15 protein-coding genes are annotated in these 19,321 nt (G+C 39.6%); 3 read left to right on the top strand and 12 right to left on the bottom strand.

Annotated elements, in window-relative coordinates; genetic code table 11:
* Positions 1 to 30 precede the first annotated feature (30 nt).
* The 3 genes from ABMY35_RS12895 to ABMY35_RS12885 all read right to left on the bottom strand — a co-directional run bounded on the left by ABMY35_RS12895 (position 31) and on the right by ABMY35_RS12885 (position 3,980).
* Positions 31 to 720, bottom strand: coding sequence for a response regulator transcription factor (locus ABMY35_RS12895; RefSeq protein WP_349286558.1), 690 nt, complete (start codon positions 718 to 720; stop codon positions 31 to 33).
* Complete coding sequence (locus tag ABMY35_RS12890; protein ID WP_349286557.1) at positions 717 to 2,147, bottom strand: S41 family peptidase; 1,431 nt, start codon at positions 2,145 to 2,147, stop codon at positions 717 to 719. The genes ABMY35_RS12895 and ABMY35_RS12890 overlap by 4 nt, the downstream gene beginning before the upstream one ends.
* 246 nt (positions 2,148 to 2,393) lie before the next feature.
* Positions 2,394 to 3,980 (bottom strand): winged helix-turn-helix domain-containing protein, encoded by a 1,587-nt coding sequence (locus tag ABMY35_RS12885; protein WP_349286556.1) that lies wholly within the window; start codon positions 3,978 to 3,980, stop codon positions 2,394 to 2,396.
* Positions 3,981 to 4,121: 141 nt separating this feature from the next.
* On the opposite strand from ABMY35_RS12885, the gene ABMY35_RS12880 reads away from it, so the two are divergent.
* Positions 4,122 to 5,456 (top strand): serine hydrolase domain-containing protein, encoded by a 1,335-nt coding sequence (locus tag ABMY35_RS12880; protein ID WP_349286555.1) that lies wholly within the window; start codon positions 4,122 to 4,124, stop codon positions 5,454 to 5,456.
* A 102-nt stretch (positions 5,457 to 5,558) separates the two neighbouring features.
* The gene (locus ABMY35_RS12875) at positions 5,559 to 6,209 is read left to right on the top strand and encodes a porin family protein (protein WP_349286554.1); all 651 of its coding nucleotides are present in this window, start codon (positions 5,559 to 5,561) and stop codon (positions 6,207 to 6,209) included.
* A 28-nt stretch (positions 6,210 to 6,237) separates the two neighbouring features.
* Here ABMY35_RS12875 and ABMY35_RS12870 read toward each other — a convergent pair whose 3' ends face one another.
* On the bottom strand, positions 6,238 to 7,128 hold the full coding sequence (locus ABMY35_RS12870; protein WP_349286553.1) for a LysR family transcriptional regulator: 891 nt from the start codon (positions 7,126 to 7,128) through the stop codon (positions 6,238 to 6,240).
* A gap of 125 nt (positions 7,129 to 7,253) precedes the next feature.
* Here ABMY35_RS12870 and ABMY35_RS12865 point away from each other — a divergent pair, with 125 nt between their 5' ends.
* Positions 7,254 to 7,775 (top strand): NAD(P)H-dependent oxidoreductase, encoded by a 522-nt coding sequence (locus tag ABMY35_RS12865; RefSeq protein WP_349286552.1) that lies wholly within the window; start codon positions 7,254 to 7,256, stop codon positions 7,773 to 7,775.
* Between the two features lie 37 nt (positions 7,776 to 7,812).
* On the opposite strand, the gene ABMY35_RS12860 is transcribed toward ABMY35_RS12865, so the two are convergent.
* From ABMY35_RS12860 to ABMY35_RS12825, 8 genes are all read right to left on the bottom strand, one after another.
* Complete coding sequence (locus ABMY35_RS12860; RefSeq protein ID WP_349286551.1) at positions 7,813 to 8,487, bottom strand: transporter substrate-binding domain-containing protein; 675 nt, start codon at positions 8,485 to 8,487, stop codon at positions 7,813 to 7,815.
* A 186-nt stretch (positions 8,488 to 8,673) separates the two neighbouring features.
* Positions 8,674 to 9,867 carry an organoarsenical effux MFS transporter ArsJ gene (arsJ, locus tag ABMY35_RS12855; RefSeq protein ID WP_349286550.1) on the bottom strand — a complete coding sequence of 398 codons (1,194 nt, stop codon included), beginning with the start codon at positions 9,865 to 9,867 and terminating at the stop codon, positions 8,674 to 8,676.
* Positions 9,868 to 9,872: 5 nt separating this feature from the next.
* On the bottom strand, positions 9,873 to 10,883 hold the full coding sequence (locus tag ABMY35_RS12850) for an ArsJ-associated glyceraldehyde-3-phosphate dehydrogenase (RefSeq protein ID WP_349286549.1): 1,011 nt from the start codon (positions 10,881 to 10,883) through the stop codon (positions 9,873 to 9,875).
* 167 nt (positions 10,884 to 11,050) lie between these two features.
* On the bottom strand, positions 11,051 to 12,076 hold the full coding sequence (locus ABMY35_RS12845; RefSeq protein ID WP_349286548.1) for a proline racemase family protein: 1,026 nt from the start codon (positions 12,074 to 12,076) through the stop codon (positions 11,051 to 11,053).
* 98 nt (positions 12,077 to 12,174) lie between these two features.
* The gene (locus ABMY35_RS12840) at positions 12,175 to 15,162 is read right to left on the bottom strand and encodes a TonB-dependent receptor (RefSeq protein WP_349286547.1); all 2,988 of its coding nucleotides are present in this window, start codon (positions 15,160 to 15,162) and stop codon (positions 12,175 to 12,177) included.
* Positions 15,163 to 15,422: 260 nt separating this feature from the next.
* A complete protein-coding gene (locus ABMY35_RS12835) occupies positions 15,423 to 16,979 on the bottom strand; it encodes a dihydrolipoyllysine-residue acetyltransferase (protein ID WP_349286546.1) in 1,557 nt (518 codons plus the stop codon).
* 9 nt (positions 16,980 to 16,988) lie between these two features.
* Complete coding sequence (locus ABMY35_RS12830) at positions 16,989 to 17,966, bottom strand: transketolase C-terminal domain-containing protein (RefSeq protein WP_058029906.1); 978 nt, start codon at positions 17,964 to 17,966, stop codon at positions 16,989 to 16,991.
* Positions 17,966 to 19,183, bottom strand: a complete 1,218-nt coding sequence (locus ABMY35_RS12825) for a thiamine pyrophosphate-dependent dehydrogenase E1 component subunit alpha (protein WP_138478635.1) — start codon at positions 19,181 to 19,183, stop codon at positions 17,966 to 17,968. The genes ABMY35_RS12830 and ABMY35_RS12825 overlap by 1 nt, the downstream gene beginning before the upstream one ends.
* Positions 19,184 to 19,321 lie beyond the last annotated feature (138 nt).

The following is a 19,321-nucleotide window of genomic DNA, read 5'->3' as shown; positions in this document are numbered from 1 at the left end:
TTACACTAATTACTCATTGTTTGGTGATTGTTAGTCAGGTGCTACGATTTTAAAACCAATTCCGTGTACTGTTTTGATTAAGGGGTACCCAAATGGTTTATCTACAGCATTTCGAAGTGTATAGATGTGACTACGAACCGCATCGGTGTCAGGCATATCATCTCCCCACACCTTTTCGACTAATTGTCGCTTACTCAGCGCGTTTGGATAAGCTTCTGCAAGTAATTTGAGCAATAAGAAATCTGTTTTTGAAAGCTTTATGCTCTGACCGCCGCGCTGAACCGTTTTTTGATTAAAATCAATTTCCATATCACCAATACATGTTTTTTGAGACTTGTGTAATTGATGCCTTCTAGCGAGTGCTAAGCAACGAACATAAACCTCGTCTAACACATAAGGCTTTGTTAGGTAATCGTCTGTGCCATGTGAGAAGCCTTCAAGCTTTTCTTCAATACTGTCTCTTGCGGTGAGCATCAATACCGGAACATTCATTGTAGGTTCTGATTTGATAAAACGACAGAGATTTAGCCCATCAGTGTCAGGCAAGGTTAAATCTAGAATTACAACATCAAAGTCTTCAGATTTGAGTAGATTAGTTGCTATTTTTCCATTACAGGCATAGTCAACGACCATGCCCTTTTGAGTCAGAAAACCACATAGCTGTTCTGCTAATTGCTGGTTATCTTCAACCAATAAAATGTGGTTTTTTGTTTCGTTCATTTTGCTGTCTTTGTCCGAATTAATTCTAGTGTGGCAGCAATGGTCTTATCATCCATGCTTTGCGTTATGCTATTACCTGATCCAACCTCATAATGGGGCTGAACACCTTGCTGAGTCAACTCACCGCTCGGTCTAACTAATAACCGAGTTGTAATATAAGCCCTTAGCTCTGAGTGAGGTAAGTTAAACAAATTGCCCTGTCCTGATTGATTGGCAAAACCTTGTGTTGGCTGACCGACTAAGGTTGCAAAGCCATTATCTTTTAAGGTCGTTGCGAATACGATGGCAGCTGAATAACTAATAGCGCCTGTCAGTAAATAAACCTTACCTGAAAACCTAATATCGTCATTCATTGGCGTTTCCCAATCATCCCAATCCATATCGACAATTTCCCCTACTTCACCTTTATAATGAAACCAACCACGATTGTCTTTGTTGAGTTTTTCTTGCAGCGCTGAGACCAATCTAAATGGTTTATTTGCAAGGTAGCGGCTTAAATAAGCAACGGTATCCGTATTACCACCGGGGTTGTTTCTAATATCAATAATAAGAGAGTGAATGTTTGACGCATTAATTTTCTTAAAGCTTTCATCAACAAAATCTTCAAACTCACTTGGTTTTATATCAAAGTGATCTAAATATAATAAACCGATACCTTCTTCTAACTCTTTAAAGTAATGATCTTGATTTGTTTTTCCTGAAATAGCGCTCTCTGTCTGTTGCCAATCTTGGGATTGGGTGATCTCTAATGTTTTAGCTCTCCCCTCAGCTTCGATTTCAAGTTTAAATTCATTAATAAAGCCATATACAGCCCACAGGTTAACGGGGAATCTCGCTGCCACGACCTTTTCACGAAGAAGCTCACTCTCACCACCTGTATATTTTTGCATGTTTAATACAAGGTCTTTTGTTGAAATACCATTAATTGATAAAATTTTGCTTTCGCCTATAACCCTTTCACTACCTGATTGATAGTCATGTTGTATATATAGCTCTTGCTGTGAATTGATAAATACTTCAAAAGGAAAAGGTTTCGCACCTTGCTCTTTAAGCAAGTTATATTCTTGATACGGCCAAATCAAAAATGCATGACCATCATTAAACTTATGGCTGAGTTTTCCCACTATTCTATAAAACTCGGTTCGCATTAAAGGCCGAGTAATTTGCGACTTGAGCACTTCAGTGTAGCTTTTTAGCTCAGAGACTTGAGTGTACTTTTCAAGATTTGGGTGACGCTCCAATGAACCTTGTAATAAAGCATCAATATCTTGATGCATTTGCTCAACAGACAAATGTTCTGTCAGCAAGGTTTCATCCGACAAGTCAGGCATTATCTCTAAATGGCTACCTTGGCAGGCAACTAACACGGGTAGTACACACGTCAACATCAGTGATTTATTAAGTGGTTTAAGAATTTGTTTGAACATCGCTTTGCTCCTATGCGGTATCTCATACCAATCCTCAATAATACTCAATCATTTTGAGGGACTAAAACTGTCGCTAGCTTCGTTAAAAATATCTTCTTTAGAACAACTAAATAGCGAAATTTTCGCCTTGCTATCGACAAGTTTTCTTTGCCTCAAAATAGATCACTTAATTAAGAGGATTGGTATCGCAAAGTTAGCAAAGCGTTTGTGAAGGTTTTGTCGTGAAATGCGAATGATTAATTTCAGCTACAAGATAGGCACCCGCTTTACTCGCCGTGTTTGCTTGATATTAAACAAATTTGTTTTAAGGGCTTGGAAGTCTTTGAGTTGCTTATCACTTTGTACTTGTTGCTCTAACGAAGTATAAATAATATTAGAATCTAATAAATACTCTTTAGAAAACCCGTTTTGCACGGCTTTCTCTGCTAGCTGTATAAATTGCTCAGGTTCTTTGTTATTTAACGCAATGAGCGAAGCGATAAATTGATTAGAATATGTATCACCTTCTGAAGTTATACCCTTCACATTTTTATTATTACCGTCAACCAAATTGGCGAGCAACAGCGCTAGCTGCGCATGTTTACTTTGACTATGAGCAACCCGCTCGAAATGAATAAGTGACTTATCTATTTTTCCTTGTAACTCTAAAGCGCTTGCCATAAGTAAATGCGCTTCAATAAAGTTTGGCTTTAAGGCCAGTACTTCAAATAAAGTTTTTTCTGCTTTTTCATATTGTTTAGTCGCCAAGAAATACTCAGCTTGAGCCAGTAAATAAGACGTATCTTGCGGAGAAGACGCTATCAATGACGCTAAATGACGTTCACTCCAACTGAACATGTTTTTATTTAACAGAACCTGAGCGCGTATCTTTTGTACAAGTGGATTGTCTGGTTGTATTTTATGTGCAATTTTAATCGCTTGCCACGCCCCTGAAGTATCACCACGATGATTCAGTGCGCTAGATTTGACGGCATGAGCGTTCACCCATTTAGGCGAAAGTGAAATGGCTTTACTGGAACTTTCAATGGCGTTTTTATATTTTCCCTGTTCAATTTGCACATTCCCAAGTGCAACATAAGGCCAAGGTTGGCTATTCGAAGCGTTAACTGCCTTTAATGCAAATTGATAGGCTTGTATTAAATCGTCTTGATTGGCACCATATAACTTATGCTTAGTTAAATACAATTCGCTTAATATTGAGAAAATAGCGACTTTATTGCTGGCGTGTTTGATTGAGTTTTCTAGCTCGCTAATCGCACTATCTATTTTTGAGCTGTCTTGTAACCCCATAAATCGAGACACATCTAGCTCATTTGATTCATCAGGTGGTGATAGGCTTATATTTGCTTGTACTGGCTGCTGTATCTTACTTGATTCTGTTTGCTTAAAAACACCTAAAGCAATCATCCCAAAGATGACTAATCCACTAAGCATGACACGGTGCCTAATAGAAAAATGAAATTGTGGACTTGCAAGTTTTGGTGGATTCTGTTGTTCTTCTAGTTGGCTAACTGTATGTTCTACAAGCTTAACTGATAAATTTAAACGATATCCTTGCCCTCGTTCTGCAATAATAGGATCTTGTTCTTTTTCGACTGCCAAAACTTCCCTAAGGCGAGATACACGTTTTTTAACGGTGTCTTCTGAGACGATTTTCCCCTGCCATACATAATCCAAGATAATGTTATGTGAAACGACACTCGGTGCGCGTTCAACCAAACACACTAATAATCGATAAGATAACTCAGGCAAAGAAACCTCTGTTGAACCTTTAAATAATTTTCGTTCATCAAGGTTTAAAGTTAGGTTTTCTCCGACTTTATAAACTGACATCTCATTCCTTAAATATACTTAACTTATTCTTATTATTACATAAGTTGTCTTGTCACTGTGCGTCACCCTAACTCACTTTAATTCACTCTTCAATTAGTTTGAATGTCGTTAAATTAAATGCATGTTTAATTTGGGAAAAGCATGATGCGTACTAAGATACTTTTTTTATTTCTATTTTTTACTTCATTTTTTAGCGTTGCTAATCAAATAAAGAGCAAAGAAATTGACAAGCTACTGACTCGATATCACCAATTAGAACAATTTAATGGTGTCGCGTTAATCAGTCATAAAGGGAAAGTGCTCTTTAAGAAAGGTTATGGCAAAGCCAACTTTGAATGGGACATTAATCATACTGTCGAAGGTAAGTTCAAAATTGCTTCGATTACTAAACAATTTACAGCCATGTTGATACTTCAACTTGTTGAGCAAAAAAAGCTAAAGCTGGATGAAAAGTTAATCGAATACTATCCAGGCTACAGAGCAGATACTGGCTCTAAAATTACAATTAGACAGTTACTAAATCACACATCGGGCCTTGGCAACTTCTTTCACCTTGATGGCTACAAAGTCGTTGAAGCTAGAAACCCTTACACACTTGACGAGTTTATCTCAAAATTTTGTAGCGAGGATTTAAACTTCGAGCCTGGCACCCAATTCAGGTATAGCAATGCGGGTTATACCATTTTAGGTAAAGTCATCGAACAAGTAACAGGTAAATCTTATAGCGAAGTTTTAACACAACAGATTTTAAAACCGCTTAATATGAATAATTCTGGGTTTAACCAACAACATTCTATTCTAAACAATCGAGTGACTGGTTATGAACGACTATTTAATCGTTTAGAACATCCCAGCTTTATAGATATGTCAGTACCCTTTTCTGCTGGCAGTATGTATTCAACGGCCATGGATTTGTACCTTTGGGACCGAGGCTTAGCCGAAAACAAAATATTATCAAAACCGTTAACCACAGTTTTGTATCAAGTCTCTGAGCATAGGAACTACGCAGCAGGCTGGTTGGTTGATAACTACCCAGAAGAGCGATTTGGTAAAGCACTCACTCGAGTTCACCACGGCGGTATGATCCCTGGCTTTAATGCCAATATCAGTCGTGTGTTAGAAGACGACATCTTAATTGTATTGCTCGATAATACGGGCGGTGCGCCAATGACACCAATCACCGAAAAGGTGCTGAGTATTATCTATGACAAAGACTATGAAGAGCCTGAATTAAGGCTTTCACAAAAACTCTATAGAATGATCATAGAGCAAGGAAACTCTACATCAATCGCTTGGTATAAGACATTGGTAGCGCAACACGAAGGGTTTAGTGAGCGTCAATTAATCAGATTTGCATATGAGCTGGTTGATGCTAACGAGCAACAAGCTGCTCTAGCATTTTTAAAGCTAAATGCTGATCTCAACCCAGAATCAACTCGTGCTAAGCAAGCATTAAAAAGGGTAAGCTCGCTTTAGTCTCATTATTTTCGGTGTACATTTTATTAATTTTAACTATAATCCCCGCACCTTTATTAGGGCCAACTTTTAACATAAGAATTAAACGTAAAAAGGACAATAATGCGTAAAACAGTTATAGCTCTTACTTCTGCTCTTTTTTTATCACCATCAATTTTTGCAAATAATAACATTTACACAGACATTCTTCTTGGTAAAGCAAAACAAGAATTCGAATCAAGTTTCGAATATTCAAGCCCTTATGATTCTGGTAAAGAGTATTATAAGCAACCGAGTCAAAATACAACCTCTTTTGGCGTAAGACTAGGCTATCAATTTACTAACAACTTTAGTGTTGAAATTGGTCACAATCAATTCGGCGAAACTGATCATACCTATGTTGACGAATTTAATTACACCATTAACGATAAAGTCAAAAGTTCATCAACCACACTGGGTGTTAATGCTCAATGGCCAATCAACGATAAATTTTTTATCAATGGCCGAGTAGGTATTGCTGCATGGGATTTAAAAGCAAAAAGTACAGATAGTTATTTTCCTGGTGTTGTTGAAGAAGATAGCGAAGATGGCAATGACCTTTACTATGGTTTCGGGCTTAAATACTTAGCGTCTGAAAACATCTATCTTGGTTTAGAATACTCTATTACTAATATGGCATCGGACAAAACAGAAAAAGATGGTCAATTTACAGAAAAAGTAAACTTAGACTATGATGTAAGCAACCTTGCAATTTTTGTTGGCGTTAACTTCTAACCTTAGTCTTAAGCAAGTTTCTAAAACATTACTGAAGCTCATTGCTTAACATATCAATAAAGCGCCTGACTTTAGAAGACAGGTGCTTTCTACTTGGGTAAACCGCGTAAACATTCACTGTTGGTTGTTGATATTCTTCGAAAAGGATTTGTAAGTTCCCAGATGCAATACCACCCGATAGATAAAACTCAGGTAATCGAGTGACCCCTATACCTGCCTCAACCAGTGCGGTTTCAGCTTCTCCATTATTACAAAGTGCTTTAAGTTTCACATCGACGGTAAATTGCTCACCTTCAACTGGCATAAATGTCCATTTACCAGGGTTCTTATGGTTACTGTAACCTATACAGTGGTGATTAATTAGCTCTTTTGGATGATAAGGTTGCCCGTATTGTTCGATGTAAGATTTTGATGCGACAACATAAGTTGGACAGGCGTAAATTTTTTTGCAAATGAGGCTAGATTCATCTAATGCAGGCGTTGCTCGGATCACTAAATCAAAACCATCTGCAACCAAATCGACCCGTTTATCACTTAGATCTAAATCAAGCGTTATATTTGGATAAAGCTTTAAAAACTTCACTAATATCGATTGTATATGGGAGCGATATAGTCCAATTGGGCAACTCAATTTTAAATTACCTTTTGGCGTATCGTCTCCCTGCGTGACAAGATTGAAGGCGTCTTGTGCGTCACTTATTAATTGTAAGCATTGCTGATAATAAGCCTCACCTTCAGGTGTTAGTGCCAAAGAACGAGTGGTTCTATTTAACAATCTCACACCTAGCCGTGCTTCTAATTTATTAATCTCCTTAGAAATATGAGAATTAGAATGACCTAATTGCAGAGCGGCACTTGCAAAACTGCCGCGCTTAACCACTTCAACAAAAACTTCTATACCTTCAAACAGCTTATTCATAGTCATATGGAAATAGTGAAAACCCAATCGAGGGATTAATAACTAGATAAAGATAATATAGACTAAGTTTCATCGAGTCGAGCAATGAATTGAAGACTCATCACTTAATTAATGAGGAAGAAATCATGAAAGTATTAGCATTTGCAGCAAGTAGCAGCCGCCAATCAATAAACAAACATTTGGCTCAGTACACGGCAAACCAAATTGAAAACGCAGACGTTGAATTATTAGATTTAAACGATTTTGAAATGCCAATCTACAGCTCAGATCGTGAAAATGAATCAGGTATTCCAGAACAAGCACAAACTTTTTTCAAAAAAATTGGTGAAGCAGATGCCATTGTTATTTCTTTTGCTGAGCACAATGGCTCTTATACTGCTGCTTACAAGAACATTTTTGATTGGGCATCACGTATTGATATGAAAGTTTACCAAGGTAAACCGGTTATTTTGTTAGCGACTTCACCAGGTCCCGGTGGTGCGCAAAGCGTACTCGCTTCTGCAGTTGGTTCATCTCAGTTTTTTGCGATGGATGTAAAAGGCTCACTTTCTGTACCAAGCTTCTATGATAATTTCGATTTAGAAACTGGTCATTTAACGAACTCTGAACTTGTAGATCAAATCAAAACTATTACTGCTTTAGTTTAGAACATTCTATGAGCTGTGTATTAAACACAGCTCAGGTTTAAAATTTAATCACTTTTGCTAAAAGTTGATCATAACGACCTGATTGCTTCATTCTAAGTAAAGCTTCATCAAACATCTTCAGAATATCTGCGTTATTCTTATCTGCTTTCGATAAGATAATGTGGCTGTTTTTGCGCATGAACGGCTGTTCAATATGACCTATTTTATTCATGTTTTGCTCTGAAAAATGCTGACGTAACAGATAATACCCCACCGCCATCTCCTGAGGGTAAATCGATACTCTGTTTTTTAATAACATGCCAAATGCTTGTACATCATTAGACACTCTGTGCATGTTGATTTGTTTCGCTCGAATAATGTTATCTAGATCTATGCCATAACTGAAATCTTCAAGGCCAACATAACTATATGACTTTAATGCTTCAAAGCTATCTAATATCGGCTTATCTGTTCTGTTGTAAAAAAATACATGCTTTTCTTCTAATACTGGCTCAGAAAAATAGAATTCACTTTCTCTATAGTCAGTCTTAAGCCATAGGCCGGTGCCATCAACTCTTCCTAGTTGCGCTTGTTCCATCGCTCTCGCCCACGGGTAAAATTCAAAAGCAACTTGATACCCGATATCTGAAAATGCTTCTGTGATTATCTCTCCAATGGCACCATTATTCGGAAGATCGCTCCCTATATAGGGCGGCCACTCTCCTACAGACAAAGTTAATTGCTTTGCTAAAGCATTAAAATTTGAAAATAAGGATAGTAAGAGAACAAAAAAGATGTATTTAAACTGTTTCAACGTGACACCAATCATTATCAAACCTACATTAACTGTAGTTGATAATTATGGGTAAAAAGTGGAAGTAAAACCCAGAATTTAAGTTTCTGGGTTTTATAAAGGAGATTAAAGTCGCTTAGTTAGTACTATGGCAATGCCTAACATAACTGACGAAACCAATAAGCAGGCGCTTAAGCCATAATATTGATACATAACACCAGACAATACAGTACCAGTTAAGCGCCCTGCCGCGTTGGCCATATAATAAAAGCCCACATCCATTGATACGCCGTCACTGTCTGCACACCTCACAATAAGATAGCTGTGTAACGATGAGTTGATGGCAAATACAGCACCAAAAATTAGCAAACCACCAACAAGGATAAGTTCTGGTGAAAAGTTTGAGTCTAAACCCAATACTATCATTGCCGGAATTATCGCAAGAGTTGTTACCCACGACGCAGCTGATTGCTTACTTTGGGTTAACGCCATATTTCGACCAGTTACTTTGGGGGCGTTTGCCTGTACTAAGCCGTATAAAATGACCCAAACAGCCATAAAAGTGCCTACAGTGCTACTTTGCCAGCCCAGTTCACTGACAAAATAAACCGGCAATGCAACCACAAACCATACATCTCTGGCTGCAAATAGAAATAGTCTCGCAGCTGAAAGGCGATTGATTTGCGGGCTTTTTGAAAACATTTCAGTGAATTTAGGTTTTGCTTTCTTTTTACCTAAGTCTGCTTTTAATCGCCATATACTCAATAGCCAAACAAGTGTCAGCATACCTGCCATTAACCATAATGCGCCTTGAAACCCAAACAAGGTCAATAGCAAACCACCTAGAAAGAAACCGACACCTTTTAGCGCATTTTTAGAGCCTGTTAAGATTGCAACCCACTTATACAAAACACCATCGGCGTCTTCAGGGACCAATTTTTTTATGGCACTTTTGGCGCTCATTTTATTGAGATCTTTTGCAATGCCAGATAATGCCTGTGCACACATGACATAAGCGACACTCAACCACTCTGGGTTAATAGCCAGCATGACCAAAGCAAAGATTTGTATAGATAAACCCAGATTCATGGTTTTATTCAATCCAAGTCGCGCACCTAGCCAGCCACCCACCAAATTCGTAACAACACCAAAGAATTCATAAAACAAAAACAACATGGCGACTTCAAGTGCGCTGTAGCCAAGCTGGTGGAAATACAACACCACCAGCATTCTGAGCGCTCCATCTGTCAATGTGAACGCCCAATAATTACTGGTGATGAGTAAATATTGTTTTATGTCATCCGAGAGTTTGGACAACATTTAGATTATCCCCACTTTTGCTCAATAACATAACGAACTAGATCTGCAGTTCTATTTGCATAACCCCATTCATTGTCGTACCACAGATACATTTTTACTTGCGTACCATTTATGACCATGGTTGATTGGGCATCAACAACACTGCTTCTTGGATCTGTTTTATAATCAATTGACACAAGTGGACGAGTCTCAAAGCCTAGAATGTCTTTTAGTTCACCTTCTGCCGCTTCTTTCATCCATTCATTGATTTCTTCAGCGGTAGTCGCACGGCTTACTTCAAATACACAATCTGTGATTGATGCATTTGCCAATGGAACACGAACAGCATGACCGTTTAGTTTACCTTTCAATTCAGGGAATATATGTGTAATTGCAGTAGCAGACCCCGTTGTGGTTGGGATCAAACTCATACCACATGCCCTTGCTCGACGAAGGTCTTTGTGTGGCGCATCAAGGATGGTTTGAGTATTGGTGATATCGTGAATTGTTGTCATTGAGCCATGTACAATACCAATTTTTTCTTGTAATACTTTTATAGGTGGCGCTAAACAGTTCGTTGTACATGATGCTGCGGTCACAATTTTATGCTTCTCAACATCAAATAAATCATGGTTCACGCCATACACTACGTTTAATACACCATCTTCTTTAACTGGCGCAGTCACGACTACCTGTTTTACACCTTGATCAAAATAAGCTTGAAGTTTGGCTTTGGTTTTCATTTTACCTGAGGCTTCAATCACTAAATCACAGCTTGACCAATCAGACGCTTCAATCATTTTATTCTGAGTAACTGAAATAGTGTGACCATTGATTTGCATGGTATCGCCTAAAAAATCCACTTCATGGCTCCAACGACCATGCACCGAGTCAAAATTCATTAGATGCGCCAATGTTTCTGCATTGCCTGCGGGGTCATTGATCTGAATGATCTCAATGCCAGCAGTATCATATAAGGCACGCATAGTTAAGCGACCCATACGGCCAAAGCCATTTATTCCAACTTTTATACTCATGTTTACTCCCAGAAATTAAATGAAGACACATCGATTATGGTCAACTTTCTTGAAAATGTGATTACTAGTTTTTAGGAAAAACTGTCAACCTCAACAATATATGGAAAATCATATATTCGATTTTCCATATATTCAAGTTTAATTTTCGTTCTGGGTCATTCGGCGCGTTATTTTAAGAAAAAACCATATTTGAATGGATCTGAGTCTTCTAAAACGAAGTTAGAAAATGCAGTGATATATGCAGTCCCAAATACTCGTGGTATCACAGCGTTATAATCATGAAATTGTGATTCTTTTTGAATTTGTACATCAAAGCTACTATCAACAATACTTTCAATGGTAATTTTGTCACCAACGTTTATTTGCTTTCTAGCATGAAGTATTGCGGCTCTTGCACTTACCCCTGTTCCTGTTGGGCTTCTATCAAGCTCACCATCAGCAAATATACACACATGTTTACTATGGCTTTCTTTGTCTCTAGTTTGGGTAGACGAGTAAAAAATCACACCATATAAAAAACTCAAACTTTCATCTTCTGGGTGTGAAAGCGCTAAAGAAGCGTTAACTAAAGCTTTAATCTCTTCACCAAGCTCAGATAATTTAGAGGCATTTGCTTTTGACAACGAGATATCAAGCTTATCTGCATCTACGTAAGCATAATAGGCGCCACCAAAAGCAACATCAGTTGTAAAAGACCCAATAGCAGGATGATTAATTTGATGATCGAGTTTCACTACAAAACTGGCGACATTATCAAAAAACGCCTGCCCATTTTTATAATATGCAGTTACCTGCCCTGCTGGTGAATCAATTTTTAGATCGTCTTTTTCTTTAAAATGGCCTGCTTTTTCAGCCAATGTAGACAATGCAATGATGGCATGACCACACATAGTGCTATATCCTTCGTTGTGAAGGAATAACACACCAAAGTCACTGTCTGCTCTTTCATTTTCAGTGATTAAAGCACCATACATATCTGAGTGACCTCTTGGCTCTCCCATAATGGCTGTTCTTAATTGATCTTGATGTTCAAGACATTCAAGCCGTTTATCGAGTATGCGCTTACCTTTAATGGGCGCAAAGCCACTTTTAATAACTCTAAGCGGTTCACCACCTGTATGCATATCAATGCACTTTATTTGTGTCCCAGACTGAATGTTTAGTGTTTCTAATTGTTTAATAAAATCTGACATGAAACTTCCTTAGATCGAAAAATGCCAAGCAAGCTTGGCATTGGGTGAATGCTGAGCGTAGGTACTTCGCTCAGCGCGCACGGGTATTTTCAGGGAGATTAGAAAACCATACGTGCAGTCAGTGAGACATAGCGAGCCGCTTGACGACTAGTCACCATGCCGTAGTCTGGGTTTAACTCAATACCATCATCACCATAACGAGTACGCTCTTCGTTGATGTTTAATGCACTATCAGCATTTAATAAGTTATAAACAGTGGCTTTCAGTGATACTTCATTACCCATTAGCTCTGTGAAATATGACATTGAAAGGTCAACATTCGTTACCCATGGTAGTGTGCCTACGCTACCACGAGGTGCTGGGTTACCATTTTCGTCATAGTGTGAGGCATGATCATAGTAACGACTGATACATGCGTCCCAAGGGTTACCTTCTGCACAACTATCGACATTCTTAGGGTGCACTGAGAAATAACTTTGCGGACGACCTGAAGTAGTACGAGCAACTAAACCAGCAATTAGGTTATCCGTGATATTATACGAGCCAGAAAATTTGAAGGCATGACGGTGGTCATTTGGTAAGTTACCGTAGCCATGGTCCATTAGGTCAGCATAGTCGTATGAAGTCGTCCAACCTGGATCTGCCTGGTTATTATCAGTTTTAACTAGGCCTTCTGTGTTACCGTAGTTTTTAGACCAAGTGTAAGATGCATTAATTCTTAAATCATCCGTCACGTTGCCATCTAAAGTGAACTCAACCGCTGTGTACTTACGTACTGCTGCAGGTAAAGCTAGCTCTTCTGCAGATAAGTTAATTACATCAACTGTACCATCGCCATCAAAGTCATAAGACATTTCAATCGCTTCACCTGGGTTGTTCAACACATAATATGAGCCTTGACCCACATTATCTATGATACCCATTTCAGCTAATTTCTTAGCAAGTACAGGACCTACATCTGTGTCTTCTACACTGCGACCTAGGTCACGGTGAACCACACGTACACCCGCTGACATAGTGTCAAAAATTTCCTGCTGATAACCAATGGTGATTTCATCAGAATACATAGGTTTCAAGCTTGAAGAAGCGATAAGGCCAGGTTCAGTAATACCACGTTGACGCCAGCGACGGTCACGTAACATATCGCCACGACTTGGTGAACCATCTGCTAACAGTACTGGTGTACCATCTGCATTTACGTCGCCCATTTCATGATATTCGAACCATTCAACTGACGCTGAGCCTTGCGTGATATTCATGTTTGCAGAAACCGGTTGGTAATAACGGCCAAATGTTGCGAACACTTTAGCTGTACCATCACCATGTAAGTCATAGATTGCTTGAAGACGAGGCGAAATTTGGTCTTTCATATCAACGTATGCACGACCATCTGTTACCGTGTTTTCGAATTCACTATAACGTAGACCTAAATTAAGCACTAAGTTGTCAGTTGCTTGCCAAGTGTCATTAATATAGAACGCAATTGAAGTTGAATCAGAATCTACATCACGTGTTCTTACACGTCTTTCGATGAAAGACTCACCTTCTGCTGCACCTGAGATATCATCAACACCTGCGTTTTTGATTTCCCACCAGCCCATACCATCACCGATACCATTTTGACCTGAGCTAAATTTAACTTTTACTTTGTTATAGTCGATACCGAATTGCAATGCATGCTCATCTAAATCAAGCGTAAAATCTACACGCGCTTGCTCACGAACATATTCCTCTTCAGATACAGTTGAGGTTGTGTGTTGACTTAGTGTTGTCCAGCCATTTCTAGAATCCCATACGCCAGGATCTGTCGATGCAACCACATTTTCAACATTCTCAGTAACCTGACCAACGACAGCAGACACTGACATAGTATCTGTTAAGTAACCGTTATAGTTCACACTGAAAACTTTACCGCCATCTTCACCTGGTGCAGCAACCCCTTTTTGATCGCCGATGACATTCGTTTGCCAATCATATACAAAGTTTGTTGTATCCCAAGTACGTTTGTTATTCATCGCTGAGAAACCAAATGAATGATCTTCATTAATGAACCAGTCTAACTTAGTGAACCAACGGTCTTCTTCTGTTGATGTTGAGCTGAAGGTTGTTTGTCCTGCACCTTCACCGTCTGAACGACGGGGTGAAAATAATGCATAGGCAAAAAGTTTATCTTCAACTAATGCGCCTGAAGCCCATACCTGAAACTCTTTAAAGTCGTATTCATCGCGTTGATTATTTGTAGAAATAGTGCCATTGCTCTGGTAGATAGAGTCATGGTGTGACTCTAGGCTTGAAGGATCCCAACGTACTTCAGCACCAAAATCAAAATCATTTTCACCCGATTTAGATACCGCGTTTACGATACCACCCATAGCGCCACCGAATTCAGGGCTTACACCACCCGTTTTGATTTGCGTTTGAGAAATTGCTTCCCAAGGTAAGCGAATTGAACCTAGGCCAGTTTTGATTGAAGCAACATTTAAACCATTGAAGTAGTATCCATTTTCAGCTGATGACGCACCACCAAAGCTTGATGCACCATTGAAACTGCTACCACCAGGCGCAGACGTACCCGGTGCAAGTAGTGCAATGCTTTCGAAACCCGTATTCACTGGCATCATGTTTAATTCTTCATCACTGAATGTCACACCTGATGTCGAGTTACTTAAATCAACTCGACGAATTGAAGCACCTGTTACAGCGATGCGCTCAATATTTTGACCAGCTTGCGACATTTGTGCATCAATGATCATAGATTGACCAATGGTAACGTTTACATTTTCTTGTAGTACACTTTGATAACCATCTTTGACGATTGTTACGTCGTAAGTACCAACAGGTACATTACGTAACAAGTACTCACCTTCAGCATTGGTTGTCACTGTATATTTCAAACCTTTAGTTTTGTGTTTGAAAGTCAATGTTGCACCAATAATATCAGAGCCCGTACTTGCTTCGATATGACCCTTAACAATACTGCTACCGTCTACAGCTAACGTTGGCGCGTGCCAACTTAATGCTGCAGCGATTGCAGTCGCTGCAAGGCTTTTTCTTAGATAGTTACCTTTTTTATTATTGTACTTCATGAGTTGTCCTACTCCTGTGAGTTTTGCGTTTTTCATAATGACGCGTAACACAATACATACAATTTATATTGTATACAATATTTTATTTGATCTTTTGTTAACTGGAATATGTAACAAAATATACATTTGCTCATAAATTAAGGGTTAACAGGTACAAAAAAGAAATATCGACAAGGTAGGGTTAGAATAAAAACGTGAAGTGGTCATTAACAAAAAACCCCGCACTTGACGGGGCTTTACAAATTTATTTTGAAAATAACTTAACGCATCGCCATCATCATTTTCGCAGGGTTTTCTAGGTAAGCTTTCCAAAGGTTATTGAATCGAGCAATTGTGCCACCGTCAATAACTCTGTGGTCGCCAGACCAACTTACTTGCATAATTGCGCGAGATACAACATTACCTTGTGAATCAAAACGTGGGAGGTGCTGTAATTTACCGAGTGCAACAATGGCAACTTCCGGCTTATTGATAATTGGTGTAGCGGTTGTGCCACCAATTGCACCAATATTCGAAATCGAAATTGTGCCGCCCTTTAAATCATCAGGTGAAACGCGCCCTTCTCGAGCTGCATCAGTTAATCGCGTAACATCCTGCGCAACATCAACGATAGATTTACTCTGACAACCTTTGATATTTGGCACCAATAAACCAAGTTTCGAATCTACGGCCATACCGATATTGTGATCATCAAAATAGGTGATTTCAGTACAGTCGTCATTTACTTTTGAGTTAACGATTGGGAACTCTTTAATCGCAAGCGAGAGTGCCTTGATAAAGAATGGCATCATTGTCAGCTTAATACCTTCTTTCGCATACTGCTCTTTAAGCTCTTTACGAAGTGCAATAAGATCGGTTAAATCGATTTCATCACTGAATGTGAAGTGTGGAATAGTCGAGACCGACGAAACCATTTGTTTTGCCATTGCTGCTTTCATGCCTCGAATAGGCTCTACACGTGTGCCACCTGAAGTAACAGCTTGAGCTGCCTGGACAACTGGCGCATTGTTGTTTGTTAAAGCTGGTTTAGTTTCAACAACCGCATGATGCTCAGTCTCACCACTTACAAACCTGGCAATATCTTCTTTATACACTCGGCCATTTTTGCCAGAGCCAGGTACCAAGTTAATGTCGATATCTTGCTCACGTGCTAAACGACGAACAGCTGGAGACGCGATTGCTTTACCATTTTTTGGTAATTGCGTTTTCACTGCAGTATTTTGTGTTTTGGCTTTTGCAGCTGGCTTACTCTCAGCTACCGAAGAAGTTTGAACATTGCCACCTGCTAAACGCATTTGGAATAACGGACTGTGAACCTGTGCAATTTCACCCTTTTGATAGTAGAGCTTTTCAACTACACCATCGTATTTAGCAGGGATCTGTACCAAGGCTTTGTCTGTCATTACGTCACACACAGCTTGGTCTTCTACAATGGTGTCACCTTCACTAACTAACCACTCAACGATTTCACACTCAACAATACCTTCACCAATGTCTGGCAAAATAAAGTCTTCTAAATGAGAACCTGAAGTGTCTGATGACGTTTGAGTGTCATTAGCTACTTCGGCAGGAGCAGCACCTGCTACATCCATTGCAAAAAGCGGCTCATGTACTTTGGCAATTTCGCCTTTTTCATAGTGTAACTGTGTAATCACACCATCATGTACAGCAGGGATTTGTACCAAGGCTTTATCGGTCATTACGTCACAGATAGGTTGATCTTCTTTTACTTCATCACCGACTGATACTAACCATTCAACAATTTCGCATTCTACTATGCCTTCACCAATATCTGGTAAAATAAATTCTTTTGACATGTCTAATCCTTAAAACTCAACCGACTTTTTAATCGCAGAGAACACTTTAAGTGCATCTGGTACATACTCTTTTTCAAGTGCAAGTGGGTAAGGAGTATCTAAGCCACACACTCTTAAAATCGGCGACTCTAAATGTAAGAAACATTCTTGCTGAATAGTTGCAGCAACCTCAGCACCAAAACCATTGGTGATCGGTGCTTCATGACTAATAATCAAGCGACCTGTTTTGGTGACTGATTTAGCAATGGTTTCAACATCCCAAGGCAGAATACTGCGTAAGTCAATGATCTCACAGCTGATACCTGCTTCTTCTGCTTTTTCAGCAGCCTGCTCGATGATTTCCATCTGCGCACCCCAAGCGAGGAGCGTCACATCTGAGCCTTCTTTTACGACTTCAGCTTTACCCAGTTCAATTTCGTAGTCTTCTTCAGGTACTTCACCAACTGAAGCACGATATAAACGCTTAGGTTCGAAGAAAATGACCGGGTTATCGTCTTTAATACATGCGCGCAATAAGCCTTTAGCTTGGTAAGGGTTACGAGGTACAACTAGCTTCAAACCTGGCGTATGCGCAAAGTAAGCTTCTGGAGATTGTGAATGGTATAAACCACCCGCAATACCACCGCCGTAAGGCGTTCGAATTGTTAGATTACCAACATTGAACTCATTACCACTACGGTAACGGAATTTTGCAGATTCGTTCACGATCTGATCGAATGCCGGGAAGATATAATCAGCGAACTGAATTTCAGCCAGTGCCGGTGCGCCAAAAGCAGCTAAACCGTTTGCGAAACCAAGAATACCTTGCTCTGTCAGAGGTGTATTGAATACACGGTGCTTACCGTATTTTTCTTGTAAGCCTGATGTCGCACGGAACACACCGCCGAAGTAACCCACATCTTCACCGAAGATACACGCTTGCGGATGCTCTGCCATGGTAATGTCTAGCGCCGAGTTAATGGCGTGTAGCATGTTCATTTTAGCCATTATTTGATTCTCCCTGCAGTCACTGGGTACGCTTCTGGATGTTGCTTGATATGTTCTTTTAATTCTTCGTATTGTTTTTGAAGCGCTGGAATTGGTGTGTCGTATACATCAGAAACGAGCTCTTCTAGTGCTGGTTTTTGTACTTTTTCAGCAACCTTTAATGCAGCAAGTATTTCTTCACGGATCTTATCTTTTGCCGCTTCGTCTTCTGCTTCGTTTAACCAGCCTTGCTTTAATAGCCAGCTTTTGAATCGCTCGATTGGGCAAGCCGCTCTGAATTCAGCTTCTTCATCTTTACTACGGTAGCCAGATGGATCATCTGATGTTGAGTGAGCACCTAAGCGATAAGCAATAGATTCAATTAGTACAGGGTCGCCCTGCTCTGCTGCGATTTTACGTGCAGCTTGTGTTGCGGCATAAACCGCCAGTGTGTCAGTACCATCAACACGAATAGTCTTAATACCATAACCAACACCACGTGCAGCAATACCATCGCCTTTAAATTGTTCATCTGCTGGCGTTGAAATCGCATAACCATTATTACGCGCGAAGAAAACAACCGGAGCTTTGTGCACAGCAGCCATGTTTAAACCGGCATGGAAGTCACCTTCAGATGCAGCCCCTTCACCGAAATAACAAATTGTCACATTATCGATTTCAGAAGCTAGTTCACCAGTTGCAGCATCAATATGGTTCAATTTTTGACCATACGCATACCCTGTCGCTTGCGGGATTTGCGTACCAAGCGGTGAAGAAATCGTCATATAATTAAGTTCGTTAGAGCCATAGTGGATTGGCATCTGACGACCTTTACCTAAATCAAGTTCATTGGAAAACATTTGATTCATAAAGTTATCTAGGCTAAAACCACGATAAGCAAGCGCTGCTTGCTCGCGGTATTGGGCCATAATCATGTCATCATGTTTAAGCGCTGCAGCACTTGCTGTCACTGCGGCTTCTTCACCAAGACATTGCATGTAAAAACTAACACGACCTTGACGCTGTGCAGCCTGCATACGTTCATCTAGTAAACGAATGAAGCGCATAGTGCTATATATTTTTAATGCTGTTTCTTTATCTAGCTCTGGTGCGGTTGCACCATCAAGGATCTCACCATTGTCACCGAGAATTTTTAAGGTGGGGATATTCAGTGCATGGCCATCAATAAATTCCAGCGCGTGGCTGATATTTAGAGATATGTTATTCGGGTTAATCATAACCTACCTTCTCTTGTTGTCATTATCCATTTGCATGCAAATAACTACTCAAAAGTATTTATTCGTTCGCTATGTTGTTTTATGAATAATCTGTGCGATTTATGCAATTGGTTTAAATTAAACCAATCGACACTTTAC

This window comes from Pseudoalteromonas sp. BZB3, assembly GCF_040104455.1.
Lineage (GTDB): Bacteria > Pseudomonadota > Gammaproteobacteria > Enterobacterales > Alteromonadaceae > Pseudoalteromonas.
This window is presented reverse-complemented; position numbering and strand designations above follow the sequence as displayed.